The 14,495-nt window shown below is 69.1% G+C and carries 11 protein-coding genes; 5 read left to right on the forward strand and 6 right to left on the reverse strand.

What is annotated here, in order from left to right; genetic code table 11:
* Positions 1-120: 120 nt before the first annotated feature.
* From QM841_RS10180 to QM841_RS10195, 4 genes are all read left to right on the forward strand, one after another.
* Entirely contained in the window at positions 121-1,515 is a 1,395-nt protein-coding gene (locus QM841_RS10180) for a WS/DGAT/MGAT family O-acyltransferase (protein ID WP_283331891.1), read from the forward strand.
* Positions 1,516-1,564: 49 nt separating this feature from the next.
* Positions 1,565-2,851: a ribonuclease D gene (locus QM841_RS10185; protein ID WP_283331892.1), complete on the forward strand. Its 1,287-nt coding sequence runs from the start codon at positions 1,565-1,567 to the stop codon at positions 2,849-2,851.
* 149 nt (positions 2,852-3,000) lie between these two features.
* Positions 3,001-4,209, forward strand: a complete 1,209-nt coding sequence (locus QM841_RS10190; protein ID WP_283331893.1) for a thiolase family protein — start codon at positions 3,001-3,003, stop codon at positions 4,207-4,209.
* Positions 4,210-6,318 carry a 3-hydroxyacyl-CoA dehydrogenase NAD-binding domain-containing protein gene (locus tag QM841_RS10195; RefSeq protein ID WP_011598614.1) on the forward strand — a complete coding sequence of 703 codons (2,109 nt, stop codon included), beginning with the start codon at positions 4,210-4,212 and terminating at the stop codon, positions 6,316-6,318.
* Between the two features lie 51 nt (positions 6,319-6,369).
* Here QM841_RS10195 and QM841_RS10200 read toward each other — a convergent pair whose 3' ends face one another.
* Genes QM841_RS10200 through QM841_RS10225 form a run of 6 tightly spaced genes read right to left on the reverse strand, consistent with a single transcriptional unit; the run spans position 6,370 to position 13,137 of the window.
* The gene (locus QM841_RS10200) at positions 6,370-9,054 is read right to left on the reverse strand and encodes a fumarate reductase/succinate dehydrogenase flavoprotein subunit (RefSeq protein ID WP_283331894.1); all 2,685 of its coding nucleotides are present in this window, start codon (positions 9,052-9,054) and stop codon (positions 6,370-6,372) included.
* The gene (locus QM841_RS10205; protein ID WP_283331895.1) at positions 9,054-9,833 is read right to left on the reverse strand and encodes an ABC transporter ATP-binding protein; all 780 of its coding nucleotides are present in this window, start codon (positions 9,831-9,833) and stop codon (positions 9,054-9,056) included. The genes QM841_RS10200 and QM841_RS10205 overlap by 1 nt, the downstream gene beginning before the upstream one ends.
* The gene (locus QM841_RS10210) at positions 9,830-10,690 is read right to left on the reverse strand and encodes an ABC transporter permease (RefSeq protein WP_280783328.1); all 861 of its coding nucleotides are present in this window, start codon (positions 10,688-10,690) and stop codon (positions 9,830-9,832) included. Before QM841_RS10210 ends, QM841_RS10205 begins: the two co-directional genes overlap by 4 nt.
* Entirely contained in the window at positions 10,687-12,117 is a 1,431-nt protein-coding gene (locus QM841_RS10215; RefSeq protein WP_283331896.1) for an ABC transporter substrate-binding protein, read from the reverse strand. Before QM841_RS10215 ends, QM841_RS10210 begins: the two co-directional genes overlap by 4 nt.
* A 16-nt stretch (positions 12,118-12,133) precedes the next feature.
* Positions 12,134-12,361 (reverse strand): 4Fe-4S dicluster domain-containing protein, encoded by a 228-nt coding sequence (locus QM841_RS10220; RefSeq protein WP_005240903.1) that lies wholly within the window; start codon positions 12,359-12,361, stop codon positions 12,134-12,136.
* Positions 12,358-13,137, reverse strand: a complete 780-nt coding sequence (locus QM841_RS10225; protein ID WP_283331897.1) for a GntR family transcriptional regulator — start codon at positions 13,135-13,137, stop codon at positions 12,358-12,360. Before QM841_RS10225 ends, QM841_RS10220 begins: the two co-directional genes overlap by 4 nt.
* 294 nt (positions 13,138-13,431) lie before the next feature.
* Between QM841_RS10225 and QM841_RS10230 the strand changes: the two genes are divergently transcribed.
* Positions 13,432-14,448: an iron-siderophore ABC transporter substrate-binding protein gene (locus QM841_RS10230; protein ID WP_283331898.1), complete on the forward strand. Its 1,017-nt coding sequence runs from the start codon at positions 13,432-13,434 to the stop codon at positions 14,446-14,448.
* Positions 14,449-14,495: the final 47 nt, after the last annotated feature.

Consider the following 14,495-nt stretch of genomic DNA (forward strand, 5'->3'; position numbering starts at 1 on the left):
CGGCGGACGCCGGATCGAGAACGAGACGGAGCCGCCAATCGTAGGTCAGGCCACGGCGTCGACCTCGCACTTTCACGATTCAATGGACCACAATCTAGAACGTGTTCTAGTATCGGGTGCATGCAGCGACTCAGCGGTCTCGACGCGTCCTTCCTCTACCTCGAAACGTCGACGCAACTCCTCCACGTCTGCGGAGTCATCATCCTCGACGCGTCGACGGTTCCGGGCGGCTACACGTTCGCCCAGCTCAAGGCGGAACTCGGCGCGCGCACCGAGGCGATTCCCTCGTTCCGGCGCAAGCTGCAGGACTCGAAGTTCAACCTCGACCACCCCGTGTGGGTCGAGGACACCGACTTCGACATCGACCGGCACTGCCATCGCGTCGCGCTCCCCGCGCCCGGCGGCCGCGACGAGCTGGCCGAGCTGTGCGGTGACATCGCAGGCATTCCCCTCGACCGCGCCCGGCCGCTGTGGGAGATGTGGGTGATCGAGGGTCTCGAGGACGGCTCCGTCGCCGTCATGTCGAAGATGCACCACGCCGGGGTTGATGGCATCACCGGCGCCAACATGATGGCCCAGCTGTGCGGCCTCGAACCGGACGCACCACGCCCCGGCCCCGACGACTCCGCCGAGAGCGCGGGGCAGGCCAGCACACTCGACATCGCCGTCGGCGGGCTGCTCGCCGTCGCGTCCCGGCCCGCGAAACTGCTGAGGATCGTCCCGCAGAGCCTGACACTGCTGCCCCGCTGGATCGGCCGGGCCCGCCGCGGCGCCGCCATGCCCGCGCCGTTCACCGCGCCGCGCACGTCCCTGAACGGCACGTTGACCAGTCACCGCAATCTCGCGTTCACCCAGCTCGACCTCGAGAAGGTCAAGACGGTCAAGGACGCGTTCGACGTCAAGGTCAACGACGTGGTGCTCGCACTGTGCTCGGGCGCACTGCGCAAGTACCTGCAGAACCGCCGGGAGCTGCCCGACAAGTCGCTGGTCGCCATCGTCCCGGTCTCGGTCCACGGAAAGTCGGACCGGCCGGGCACCAACCAGGTGTCCGGCATGTTCACTCAACTCGGCACCCAGATCGAGGATCCGGCCGAACGCCTGCTCGCGATCGGCGAGCACAACTCGACATCGAAGGAACACAACGAGACCCTCGGCGCGAGCCTGCTGCAGGACTGGTCCCAGTTCGCCGGGCAGGCCGTGTTCGGCACCGCCATGCGCCTCTACTCGACCCTCGGCCTGGCGGAACGGCATCCGGTGGTCCACAACCTGGTGATCTCCAACGTGCCCGGGCCGTCGGTCCCGCTGTATTTTCTGGGTGCGCTGATCAAGGCGATGTATCCGCTGGGCCCGATCTTCCACGGCGCCGGGCTCAACGTCACGGTGATGTCGCTGAACGGTCAGCTCGACGTCGGCCTGATGAGCTGCCCGGAACTCGCACCCCACCTCTGGGACCTCGTCGACGCGTTTCCCGCGGCGTTGGACGAGCTCGTCGAGGCAGCGGGGAACCGGTCGTGAACCCGCCGGTGCGCTGCGGGAATCCCGAAGCGACGTAGAGTCAGCTGTCATGTCCGAAGTCACCGACGACGCCTCGTCACCCGGCCCCGCCGAAGAGCCCGGCCGGCAGATCGTTCCCCTGCTCGCACCCCGGGACGGCGTGCCCGACGTCGTGACCACGGCGGAGGGTGTCGCGAAGGCCGCGGCCGCGCTGAGCGAGGGCACCGGGCCGCTGGCCGTCGACGCCGAGCGGGCGTCCGGCTTCCGCTATTCGGCGCGGGCGTATCTCGTGCAGTTGCGCCGGGAGGGTGCGGGGACGGTGCTCCTCGACCCGATCCCCACCGCCGCCGATCTCGCCCCGCTGGCGGAGGTGATCAACCCGCTGGAGTGGATCCTGCACTCCGCGGACCAGGATCTGCCGGGGCTCGCGGAGATCGGTCTGGCTCCGGCGACACTGTTCGACACCGAACTTGCGGGGCGCCTCGCCGGGTTCGAACGGGTCGGTCTCGCCGCGATCGTCGAGCGGACGCTGGGCCTCGAACTGCGGAAGGGTCACGGCGCCGCCGACTGGTCGAAGCGGCCGCTGCCCGATTCCTGGTTGAACTATGCGGCCCTCGACGTCGAGGTTCTCGTCGAGTTGCGGAACGTGATGGCCGCGGAACTCGACGGGCAGGGCAAGAGCGAGTGGGCTGCACAGGAATTCGAGCACATCCGGCTCGCGGGGCCCCCGAAGCCCAAGGCCGACCGCTGGCGGCGGACGTCGCACATCACGTCGCTGAAGACGCAGCGGCAACTCGCCGCCGCCCGCTCGCTGTGGCAGGCCCGCGAGGACCTCGCCCGCAAACGCGACGTCTCCCCCAGCCGGGTCCTGCCGGATGCGGCGATCATCGACGCTGCGACGAAGGACCCGCGGAGCATCGAGGCACTCCGGGCGCTGCCCGTCTTCGGCGGTCCCCGTCAGCGGCGGCACTCCCGGATCTGGCTGCAGGCGCTCGAGGATGCCCGGGCGCTGCCGGACACCGAACTGCCACCGAAGACCCCGCCGTTCACGGGACCGCCGCCGGCGAGCCGGTGGGCGCGGCACGACCCCGACGCCGCCGAGCGGCTGACGGCGGCCCGCGCCGCGCTGGCCGCTCTCGGCGAGGAGGTGTCGGTGCCGGTGGAGAACCTGGTGACCCCGGAACTCGTCCGCAGGTTGTGCTGGGACTGGTCGGCCCCCGAGGGCGGCGACGTCGAGTCGGCGATCGACCGGGTGCTCGCCGCGGGCGGTGCCCGCCCCTGGCAGCGGATGCTGACGGTGCCCGTGCTGGCGAGCGCGCTGCTCTCCGCCGCCGAGCAGAAGGGTTCCGGCGACTGATCGACTGCACCGACGCGCGCGGTGAGCGCGTGAATTCCCGATGAGGTACCCATTAAGTTACCCGCGAGTAACGGTAGGGGTACGCTGGTCTGGAGGCCGGACGCCTGGCCGTGATCCGGAACCAAACTGCTCCATCAGGAGGAATTCGCGTGGCTCCATCCACCACAACCCAACGCAACGTCGTGTTCGTCGACGGCATCCGCACTCCGTTCGGCAAGGCCGGCCCCAAGGGCATCTACGCGGAGACCCGCGCGGACGACCTCGTCGTCAAGACCATCCGCGAGCTGCTTCGCCGTAATCCGCAGCTCGACCCCGCGCGTATCGACGAGGTCGCCATCGCCGCGACCACGCAGACGGGCGATCAGGGTCTCACCATCGGCCGCACCTCCGCGATCCTGGCCGGGCTCCCCGAGACCGTCCCCGGTTTCGCGATCGACCGCATGTGCGCCGGCGCCATGACGTCCGTCACCACCACCGCGTCGGGCATCGGCTTCGGCCAGTACGACGTGGTGATCGCGGGCGGCGTCGAGCACATGGGCCGCCACCCGATGGGCGAGGGCGCAGACCCGAACCCCCGGTTCCTCGCCGACCGCCTCGTCGACCCCAGCGCGCTCGTCATGGGCAACACGGCCGAGAACCTGCACGACCGGTTCCCGACCATCACCAAGGACCGCACCGACGCGTACGCCGTCGCGAGCCAGAACAAGTACGAGGCCGCCCGCAAGGCCGGCTTCATCGCCGACACCCTCGTGCCCGTCGCCACCCGCTCCGCCGCGGGCTGGGGCCTGGCCACCGAGGACGAGCCGCCGCGTCCGGGCACCACGCTCGAGGACCTCGCCAAGCTGAAGACGCCGTTCCGTCCCGCGGGCCGCATCACCGCGGGCAACGCGGCCGGTCTGAACGACGGCGCGACCGCCGCCCTCCTCGCCGGTGAGGACACCGCGCTCGAACTCGGACTGCCGATCGGCATGCGCATGGTCGGATTCGCGTTCCAGGGCGTCGACCCCGCCGTCATGGGCATCGGCCCGGTGCCGGCCACCGAGAAGCTGCTGGCCCGTACCGGCCTGAAGATCGAGGACATCGGCCTGTTCGAGATCAACGAGGCCTTCGCCGTTCAGGTCCTCGCGTTCCTCGAGCACTACGGCATCGCCGACGACGATCCGCGAGTCAACCAGTGGGGCGGCGCCATCGCGTGCGGCCACCCCCTCGCGTCCTCCGGTGTCCGCCTGATGACCCAGCTGTCCCGCCAATTCGCCCAGCGCCCCGACGTCCGCTACGGCCTGACCACGATGTGCATCGGTCTGGGCATGGGCGGAACCGTGATCTGGGAGAACCCGAACTTCGATGGAGTCAAGTAGATGACCGACATTGCAACGGCATTCGCCGACGAGGTCGTGACCAACGCGTACACCAAGATCGTCGCCGTACCCGGCATCGAGGGCCCGGTCGCGCTGATCACCCTCGACAACGGTTTCGACCACACCAAGCCGTCGTCGTTCGGCCCGGGCGGCCTGAAGGCCCTCGACGCCGCACTGGACGAGGCGTTCGCCGCCCACCCCGTCGCGATCGCGATCACCGGTAAGCCCTTCATCTTCGCCGCAGGCGCGGACCTCAAGGGTGTTCCGAGCATCACGAACCGTGACCAGGCGCTCGAACTCGGCCGGCTCGGGCACAAGGTGTTCCGCCGGCTGCGCGAATCGTCGGTGCCGACGTTCGCGTTCGTCAACGGCGTCGCACTCGGCGGCGGGCTCGAGGTCGCGCTGCACAGCCACTACCGCACCGCATCCGAGAGCGCGGGCGCACTGGGTCTGCCCGAGACGTTCCTCGGACTGGTTCCGGGCTGGGGCGGAACGCAGTTGCTGCCCAACCTCATCGGCCCCTCGAACGCCGTCACCGTCGTGCTCGAGAACGCGCTGAACCAGAACAAGACGCTCAACCCGAAGAAGGCCCTCGAACTCGGCGTGGTCGACGCGGTGTTCGGTTCGGCCGACTTCCTCGAGCAGTCGTTCGCCTGGGCCGCGCAGGTCCTGGCCGGCGAGATCACCCCGGCGCGTCCCGAGATCGACCGGGGCAAGGGCTGGGACGACGCGATCGCCCGCGCGAAGGCGATCGTCGAGGGCAAGACCAAGAACAACGCCCCCGGACCGGTCAAGGCCGTCGAGCTCCTCGAGCTGGCCCGGACCACCGATCTCACCGATCCCGCGTCGCTCGACAAGGGCTTCGCCGCCGAGGACGAGGCGCTCGCCGACCTGCTGCTCGCCGACGAGCTCCGCGCGGGCCTGTACGCGTTCGACCTGGTCAACAAGCGTGCCAAGCGTCCCGCAGGCGCACCGGACAAGTCCCTCGCCCGCAAGGTCACCGGCGTCGGCATCGTCGGTGCCGGTCTGATGGCCAGCCAGCTCGCGATGCTGTTCGTCCGCCAGCTCAAGGTGCCGGTCATCCTCACCGACATCGACCAGGAACGCATTGACAAGGGTGTGGGCTACGTCCACGGCGAGATCGACAAGCTGCAGGGCAAGGGCCGGTTGTCCCCGGACGCGGCGAACCGTCTCAAGGGTCTCGTGTCCGGCTCGCTGGACAAGGCCGCGTTCGCGAAGACCGACTTCGTGATCGAGGCCGTGTTCGAGAACCTCGATTTGAAGAAGAAGATCTTCGCGGAACTCGAGGAGCACATCGCCCCGGAGACGATCCTGGCGACCAACACGTCCTCGCTGTCGATCACCAAGATGGCCGCGGACCTGAAGCACCCAGAGCGGGTGGTCGGCTTCCACTTCTTCAACCCGGTCGCCGTGCTGCCGCTGCTCGAGGTCATCAAGGGCGAGAAGACCGACGACGCCACCCTGGCAACGGCATTCGCCACCGCCAAGGCGCTCAAGAAGTCGGCCGTCGGCTCCGCCGACCTGCCCGGGTTCGTCTTCAACCGGCTCCTGATCCGCACCCTCGGTGAGGTCATGAACGCGGTTGACGAGGGCACCCCGTTCGAGGTGGCCGACAACGCCATCGCCGAACTCGGCATGCCGATGACCCCCTTCACCCTGCTGGCCCTCGTCGGGCCTGCGGTCGCGCTGCACACCGGCGAGACCCTCGCCGAGGCGTACCCCGAGCGCTTCCACAACTCCCCCGGACTCGAGGCGCTGGTCGAGGCCAAGAAGTCGGCGGTGTGGAGTTACGGTGCCGACGGCAAGCAGGTCGTCGACCCCGAGGTCGCCGAACTGTGGAAGCAGGGCGACAAAGCGTCCACGTCCGAAGAGGTTCTGGAGCGCACGCGTCGCGCGTTCGCCGAAGAGATCCAGATCATGCTCGACGAGGGTGTCGTCGCCGCGGCCGAGGACATCGACCTCTGCCTGATCCTGGGCGGCGGATTCGGCTTCTGGAACGGTGGCATCACGCCGTACCTGGACCGCACCGGCACGTCCGAGGCCGTCAACGGCAAGCGGTTCCTGGCGCCGGGCGTCGCGAGCGTCTGACCCGGAGGTGAGTGGCAATGTGTGCCCCGGCACACATTGCCACTCACCTGTTCAGGGGGCGGCGACGAGCGCCTGGCGGGCGTACGCCCGCACGTCGGCGTCCGTGTCCTCGAGGGCCGTGGTCAGCGCGCCGACGGCGGCGCGGTCGCCGGACCACCGGCCGAGCGCGAGGACGGCGGCTTTGCGCACGTCGAGGTGCGCATCCGTCAGGGCGTCCGCCAGCGCGGGCACCGCGAGTTCGGGGTCCGCTCCGGCGAGTGCCCGTGCGGCTCCCTGCCGGATCTGCCAGGCCGACTCCCGTAGCGCCGCCGTCGCAACGGTCACGTCGTCACCGTCGCAGCCCAGACTCGCGAACGCCGTGAGCGCGGCAGCGCGCACCAGCGGGTCGCGGTCGCCGGCCAGTGCGCGCACGGTGTCGACACCACCGATCCCGATGGTGGCCAGGCCGTGCGCGACGGTGATCCGCACTTCGCGGTTCTCGTCGTGTGCCCCCGCTGCCACCGATTCCCACCGGTCCAGCGAGACCAGCGCCCGCACCGCTTCGATCCGGACGTGGTGATCGCCGTCGGACAGCGCCGTCAGGAACTGCTCCGCCGAACCGGCGTGCAGCGCGCGTAATACGTCGACCACGGCGGCCCGGACCACGGCGTCACCCGACCCCAGGTGGTCGGCCAGTCCGTCCGCGGACGGCAGCACCTCGACGAGTTCGCGCAGGCCGTCGGCGGCAGCGCGGCGCACCGTCACCGCACCGTCACCGAGGGCGTCGACGAGTGCCGCCCCGAATCCGTCGGGGGTTCCTTCCGTCAGCACCGAGAGGGCCGTGACGCGGACCTGCGGGTCGGCGTCGGCCAGATACGGTGCGAGTTCGGCGACACTCGGCGCGTCGAGTCCGAGGACCGCGACGATGGCCGGTGACGACGGCTCCTGCCGGACCGGCGACGCGATGCGCGAGCGCTCCTCCACCGGGGCACGCCCCCCGACCAGCGGCGGCTGCGCGACGGGTACGACCGTCCGGTCCACCGGCGGAAGGGAATCGAGTCCGGGCACCGGCACGAAGTACGGCTCCACGGGGCGCTTGAGGAATTCCATGTCGCCGTTCTCGCCGCGCCGCAGATTCAGGTGGTATCCCCATTCGTCGTCCCGCTGCTCCGGGAGATCCGCCCGTTCGTGGTAGAGCCCCCATCGACTTTCGGTCCTGGTGAGGGAGCTGCGGGACGCCATTTCCGCGCAGTCCCGGATGAACGTGACCTCCGCGCAGCGCATCAGCTCGTGCGGGGTGGTCGCGCCCATCCCGGCGATCTCCCCCGCCATCCGGTCGAACGTCTCGACGGCGATCGACAGCTTCGTCGCCGTCTTCGGCGGCGCGACATAGTCGTTGACGAAGCGGCGCAGCTTGTACTCGACCTGCGGCTGCGGCGGCCCGTCCGGGTTGCGCAGCGGCCGGTAGATCAGCTCGTGCGCGGCGGCCAGTTGCTCCGCGGGCAGCGCGGTCGGCGCCTCGACGCCGGGCAGGGTGCCGGTTGCGTGCGCTCCGGCGAGGTCGCCGTAGACGAAGGCGCCGATCATGTAGTTGTGGGGGACGCACGCGAGGTCGCCTGCCGCGTACAGGCCGGGGACGGTGGTCGCGCCGTGCTCGTCCACCCACACCCCGGACGCGGAATGTCCGCTGCACAAGCCGATCTCGGAGATGTGCATCTCGATGTCGTGGCTGCGGTAGTCGTGGCCGCGGTTCGCGTGGAACGTGCCGCGGGTGGGGCGTTCGGTGGTGTGCAGGATCGATTCGAGCGTGTCGAGGGTTTCCTCCGGGAGGTGGCTGACCTTCAGATAGATGGGACCGCGGGCGGATTCGATCTCGCTCTTGACCTCGCTCATCATCTGCCCCGACCAGTAGTCGGAGTCGACGAACCGCTCCCCCTCGGCGTTCACCTGGTAGCCGCCGAACGGGTTCGCGACGTACGCGCACGCCGGACCGTTGTAGTCCTTGATCAGCGGGTTGATCTGGAAGCATTCGATGCCGCTCAGTTCGGCTCCCGCGTGATAGGCCATCGAGTAACCGTCACCGGCGTTGGTCGGGTTCTCGTACGTGCCGTAGAGGTACCCCGACGCAGGGAGCCCGAGCCGGCCACACGGACCGGTCGCGAGGATCACCGCCTTCGCCCCGACCGCGACGAACTCGCCGGTGCGGGTGTTCAGTGCCGCGGCCCCGACGGCACGGCCGTTCTCCGTCAGCACCCGGACGGGCATCAGGCGGTTCTCGATGCGGATCTTCTCCCGCATCTTCCGCTGCCGCAGCACCCGGTAGAGGGCCTTCTTCACGTCCTTGCCCTCGGGCATCGGCAGCACGTACGAGCCGGAGCGGTGCACCCGGCGTACCGCGTACTCGCCGTACTCGTCCTTCTCGAACTTCACGCCGTACTTCTCGAGGCGCTGCACCATCGCGAATCCGCGGGTCGCCGTCTGGTACACGGTCCGCTGGTTGACGATTCCGTCGTTGGCTCTGGTGATCTCGGCGACGTAGTCCTCGGGTTCGGCCTTGCCGGGGATGACGGCGTTGTTGACGCCGTCCATTCCCATTGCGAGCGCGCCGGAATGGCGCACGTGTGCCTTCTCGAGCAGGAGCACGTTCGCGCCGTTCTCGGCGGCGGTCAGCGCCGCCATCGTGCCGGCGGTGCCGCCACCGATCACGAGCACGTCGCAATCGAGACGGACGGTGTCGGCGAGGTCGGGGATGTCCATCAGGTCTCCGAAGTGTGGTTCAGTGCGGCGAGCACGTCGGCGCGCGCGGCACGGGTGTCGGGGTGGTCGAGGTGGTCGCGGTCCCGGGGGTGCGGGATGTCGACGAGCGCCCGCAGCGGCTCACCGGCCCGGCCGAGCACCGCGACGCGGTCGCCGAGCAGCACCGCCTCATCCACGTCGTGGGTCACGAACACCACGGTCGTCGGGTGGGTGCTCCACGTGTCGACGAGCAGTCGCTGCATGACGCCGCGGGTCTGGGTGTCGAGGGCGCCGAACGGCTCGTCCATCATCACGGCCCGCGGCGCCCCGGCGAGGCCGCGCGCCAACTGCACTCGCTGGCGCATGCCGCCGGACAGGTTCTTGGGCAGGAAGTCGCCGAACCCGGTCAGACCCACCTCCGCGATCCAGCGATCGGCGGTCTCACGGCGTCCCTTGCGGGGTTCGCCGCGGAGTGCGAGGGCCAACTCGATGTTCGAGCGCACCGTGCGCCACGGGAGTAGCGCGTTGTCCTGGAAGACGACGGCCCGGTCCCGGGACGTCGACTCCACCGCCGCGCCGTCGGCGACGACGCGGCCCGAATCGGGCGGCAGCAGACCGGCCAGTGCGCGCAGCACGGTGGACTTGCCGCACCCCGAAGGTCCGGTGAGCACGAGGATCTCGCCGGGAACCACGGTCAGCGACAGCGAACGGATGACGGGGTTCCCCGTGTAGGACAGGGTGACGTCGTCGAGGACCAGCGCCATGCCGGCGGCCACGGACGCTGCTGCGGTGGCGGTCATGCGCGCTCCCCTCGTGGCAGCCAGCGGGTGACGCGCCTGCCGAGCAGTTCGACTGCGCCGGAGGTCGCGAATCCGAGGATGCCGATGGTGATCATGCCGACGAAGACGCCGGGATAGTCGACGATCGTGTACGCCTGCCAGGTGCGGTACCCGACTCCGAGCCTGCCGGAGATCATCTCGGCGGAGATCACACAGATCCACGCCACCCCGATCCCGACGGACAGTCCACCGAAGACGCCCGGCAGGATTCCGGGCAGCACGACTCGGGACAGCACGTCCCAGCGTCCGCCCCCGAGCGTGCGCACGGAGTCCTCCCACAATGTCGGGAGGGCCCGGACGGCGTGCCGGGTGCTCACCATGATCGGGAAGAACGCGGCGACGAACGTGATGAACACGATGCCGGCCTCGTCGCTGGGGAACAGCAAGATCGCGACGGGCACCACCGCGATGGCAGGGATCGGACGTGCGAGCTCCGTCAGCGGACCGAGGACGTCGGCGAACAGTTCCGATCTGCCGAGGGCGATTCCGGTGGCCACACCGACCACCGTCGCGAGTCCGAATCCGCTGAGGATGCGAATCAGCGACTGCCCGAGGTCGAGGTAGAACAGGTCGCTCTGCAGCTGGGTACCGAACGCGGACACGACGTCGGTGACGGTGGGGAGCGTGTCGAACCGCAACCACACCCGCACGTCGTTGGCGGTCAGCACCTGCCATGCGACGATCGCCACGATCACGGACGTGATCCGCACGAGGCGTGACCGCCACGGCGAGGTTCGTCGGCGCGTCGATGCCGGATCGTGTTCTTCGGCAGCGACTTCGGTGTCGACCAGGACCGTCGGCTGGTGCAGTGTGGTCACTGCCGCACCTCCTCGACCGCGCGGTCGTACGTGATCACGGCGCCCGTGGGGTGTGCGCGCAGGTACCGGTCTGCCGCGGCACCGGTGGTGAAGGGCAGGAAGTTGTCGCCGTCGCGCACCCACACCGATTTGTCGGCGAACCACCGGGTGCCCAGTTCGGCGTCGGGGACGTACGCGGCGCGGACGGTGCGGCCCTCGGCCCGGGCCTGTTTCACCGCCCGGAGCAGGCACGTCGGGTTCGCGGCCGGTTGCGTCTCGGTGGCGCCGTCGAACCAGACCTCCCCGGCCAGCGCCGGATCGCCCGGGGCGGTGGCGCACACGGGATCGGTGCCGGTGACCGACGTCGGGTTGGCCGTGGACGCAAGCGCGGCGTCGTAGTCCTGCCCGTCGGCCTCGAACGCGGACCGGAGCGGAGCGTCGTTCACGAAGCCGTCGACGTCGAGGTCGGCGAAGTCGCCGATCGACTTCAGGTACGGCACATCGTTCTTCAGCGCACCGATCAGGCCCGGCTTGAGCGTGGTGTCGAACGAGGTGCCGCCCGGACCGTTGTACAGGTACACGACCTCCTGGGGCAGGCCGCTCGCGTCGGCCACGATCCGCGACGCCTCGAGCGGTTGCGTCTGGACGAACCGCGTGGCGTCGAGCTGTGCCCGGAGGAACGCGTCGAGAACCTCGGGGTGTTCGTCCGCGTACGCCTCACGGGCCACCACACCGTGCAGGGTCGGGGTTCGGAGTTCGGCGCCGTCGTACAGCAGCTTGGCCTTGTCCTGGAAAACGAGAAGCCCTGGCCAGGCGACGAACTGCGACAGCGCCGCCACCTGACCGGATTCCAGGGCCGAGGATCCGACCTGCGGCTGCTGATTGAGCACCTCGACGCCGGTGCCCGGGTCGATTCCGGCGCGGTCGAGGGCCTGGACGAGGGTGCCGTGGCCTGCGGAGCCGACGCTCGCGGACACCTTCGTGCCGGCCAGGTCGCCGAGTGTGGTGGCCGGTGAATTCGGCGGCACCACCACCATGTTCAGTGCGCCGTTCGGGTTGTAGCCGGTGACCGAGACGATCTCCGTCTTCGAGCGCGGGTTCGCCTGGGTGCGGGAGCCGTTGATCAGCATCGGGTAGTCGCCCATCGATCCGATGTCGATCTTCTCGGCCACCATCTGGGCGGTGATCGGCGCACCGGTGTCGTAGTCCTGCCACTCGACGGCGTACTTCGTCCCGGTCTGCTCCGTCACGTCCTGCAGGCGTTGTTCGAGGTATCCCTGTGCGCGCAGCAGCGTTCCGGCGGTGACGGTGTTGATCGTCTTGGACTGGTACCCGATCACGAGCGTGACCGCGTCACCGTTGTCGGCCGACGGTTCGAGGGAGCAACTCGTGGCCACGAGGGTCAGTGCCGCGGCGGCGATCGCGAGCGTGGAAGAGCGTCGCTTCATCTGGGTGGTCTTTCGCTCAGCGGAGGAGGTACGGCATGTTCACGGTGACCGCGCCGGTCGGGCAGCGGGCCGCGCAGGGACCGCAGTACCAGCATTCGTCGACGTGCATGAAGGCCTTGCCGTTCTCCGGGTTGATGGCCAGCGAATCAAGCGGGCAGATCTCGACGCACAGGGTGCAGCCCTCGATGCACAGCGACTCGTCGATGGTGACGGGTACGTCTGCTCGTTGATTGACCAAGGTCATGAGGTGAGCTCCCAGTTCGTGATGTCGGGTCGGCGGACGAGGCTGCTGCGCATGGTGATTCGGTCACCGCGCATGCGGATGTATTCGAGGTCGACGGGACGTCCGTCGACGAGCCGGGTGAGGCGTTCGAGCAACAGGAGCGCCGCACCCTCGGGCGTCTGGAGGTTCGCGGCGGAATGGGCGTCGGCGTTCACGGATTCGATCGCCAGATCGGCGGAGCCGAGGGGCTGACCGCAGACTTCCTCGATCAGCGCGAACACGTCGTTGGTTTCGAGGTCGTGACCGAGGATTTCGGCTCCGATGTCGGGGACGAGGTAGGTGAGGTCCAGGCTGAGCGGCAGGTCGCCGAGGTACCGCACCCGTTCGATGTAGACGGCGGGTTCGCCCGGCTCCAGCTGCAGGCGGCGGGCGACGGCAGGTGGCGGGCTGATCTCCAGGGCGGCGCGGACGTCGTTGCGGACGTCGCCGTGCCCCTTCAGAGTCTCCTTCAGCCCGAGGAGGGCGTCGAGACCGTGGTCGTACTTGCGCTGCGCCACGTGGGTTCCCACCCGCGGGGCCCGGTCGATGAGCCCCTCCTGCTTGAGCAGTGCCAGTCCGTCGCGTACCGCATTGCGCGACACACCGAACTCGGCGGCCAGCTCCGATTCCGACGGCAATCCGCGCTCGGCGAAGGAGTCCGCATGGATCTGCTGCCGGAGCAGGTCGGCGAATCTGCGCGCATGGTCCGCGCGGGAACTGCGCGACGCCGTCGGGAGGGGAGTCGGATTCACCACCATGGTTTCCTTCGTCGATAGTGCGTGTGAGCTGGACGAAGACAAACGCTAACGGCAGTCGGCGGGGCCCGGAGTCGCCGCGAACCGCCGCTCGGGGCGCCCCCGCGAATCGGCCGGGCCCGCGCCGGGCCCGAGCCGCCTCACCAGCCAAAACCCGGCAACGACCCGGAAATGCGCCAGGCCGGGCCGGGCCGGGAAGTTTCAATCAGGGTGATTCGAAGTCGCGACGTCCGCCCGGGGAGCACTCCAGTCTAGGTTAGGCTTACCTTCTGTTTTCGTCCCGAAGGAGTCGTTGCCGTGTTCGCACCCACCGCCAGACGTCAGATCGCAGTCGCACTCGCCGTGGCAAGTTCGTCCCTCTTCCTCGCCGCGTGCTCGTCCGGCGACAACGGAGGAACCACGGAAGCGTCCGGTGAAGGGTTTCCGGTCACCATCGAGAACACGTTCGGATCGACCACCCTCGACGCGGCACCCGAACGTATCGTCACGCTCGGATGGAACGCCCAGGACGTCGTCTACGCGCTCGGCGAGACACCGGTCGGCATGCCGAAGTACACGTACGGCGCCGAGGCGAACGGTGTGATGCCCTGGCTGCAGGACCGATTCGATCCGTCCCGGACCACGTTGCTCGACACGGCCACGTCCACCCCCATCGAGGGCGTCGCCTCGCTGGCCCCCGATGTCGTGCTCGCCCCGTACGAAGGTTTCGACCAGGCGACGTACGAGAAGCTGTCGGGAATCGCCCCCACGGTGGCGTACCCGGACAAGGCGTGGCAGACCACGTGGCAGGACCAGACCACGCTGGTCGGACAGGCACTCGGCAAGAGCGCCGAGGCGGAGCAGCTGGTGGCCGGGCTCGACGACACCCTCGCTCAGACCGCCGCCGCGCACCCCGAGTTCGCCGGCAAGACGATCTCGGTGATCAACTTCGACACCGACGCCGCAACGGTCAACGTCTACATGCCCTCCGATCCCCGCGTCCAGGTGCTGACCCAGCTCGGGTTCACCGTGTCTCCCGGTGTGCAGAAGCTGGCCGCTGCCAATGATCCGGACAAGTTCTTCGCCGACATCTCCGTGGAGAACATCTCCGATGTCGACGCCGACGTCGTGGTCGCGTTCGTCCCGGAGAACACGACCGTGGCCGCGAACCCGGCCTACGCGAATCTCGGTGCCATCGGGCGTGGAACCGCGGTCGCGCTGTCGGACACGAAGATCATCTCGGGGCTCAGCCAGACCAGCGTTCTCGCGACCCCGTGGGTTCTGGACAAGCTGACACCTCAGCTGAGCGAGGCCGCCACGAAAGCGGGTGCCTGAACTCCCGCCTGACAGGCGGTGTCGGGCGTAGCGTGATTCGAGACACA

Origin of the sequence: Rhodococcus sp. IEGM 1307 (assembly GCF_030056915.1) — a bacterium.
In the GTDB taxonomy this organism is placed as follows: Bacteria; Actinomycetota; Actinomycetes; order Mycobacteriales; family Mycobacteriaceae; genus Rhodococcus_F; species Rhodococcus_F opacus_D.

Bases quoted from the DNA above. Each gene is read 5' to 3' on its own strand.
- QM841_RS10180 (WP_283331891.1), top strand. From the start codon at position 121: ATGCAGCGACTCAGCGGTCTCGACGCGTCCTTCCTCTACCTCGAAACG.
- QM841_RS10185 (WP_283331892.1), top strand. From the start codon at position 1,565: ATGTCCGAAGTCACCGACGACGCCTCGTCACCCGGCCCCGCCGAAGAG.
- QM841_RS10195 (WP_011598614.1), top strand. From the start codon at position 4,210: ATGACCGACATTGCAACGGCATTCGCCGACGAGGTCGTGACCAACGCG.
- QM841_RS10200 (WP_283331894.1), bottom strand. From the start codon at position 9,054: ATGGACATCCCCGACCTCGCCGACACCGTCCGTCTCGATTGCGACGTG.
- QM841_RS10205 (WP_283331895.1), bottom strand. From the start codon at position 9,833: ATGACCGCCACCGCAGCAGCGTCCGTGGCCGCCGGCATGGCGCTGGTC.
- QM841_RS10215 (WP_283331896.1), bottom strand. From the start codon at position 12,117: ATGAAGCGACGCTCTTCCACGCTCGCGATCGCCGCCGCGGCACTGACC.
- QM841_RS10220 (WP_005240903.1), bottom strand. From the start codon at position 12,361: ATGACCTTGGTCAATCAACGAGCAGACGTACCCGTCACCATCGACGAG.
- QM841_RS10225 (WP_283331897.1), bottom strand. From the start codon at position 13,137: ATGGTGGTGAATCCGACTCCCCTCCCGACGGCGTCGCGCAGTTCCCGC.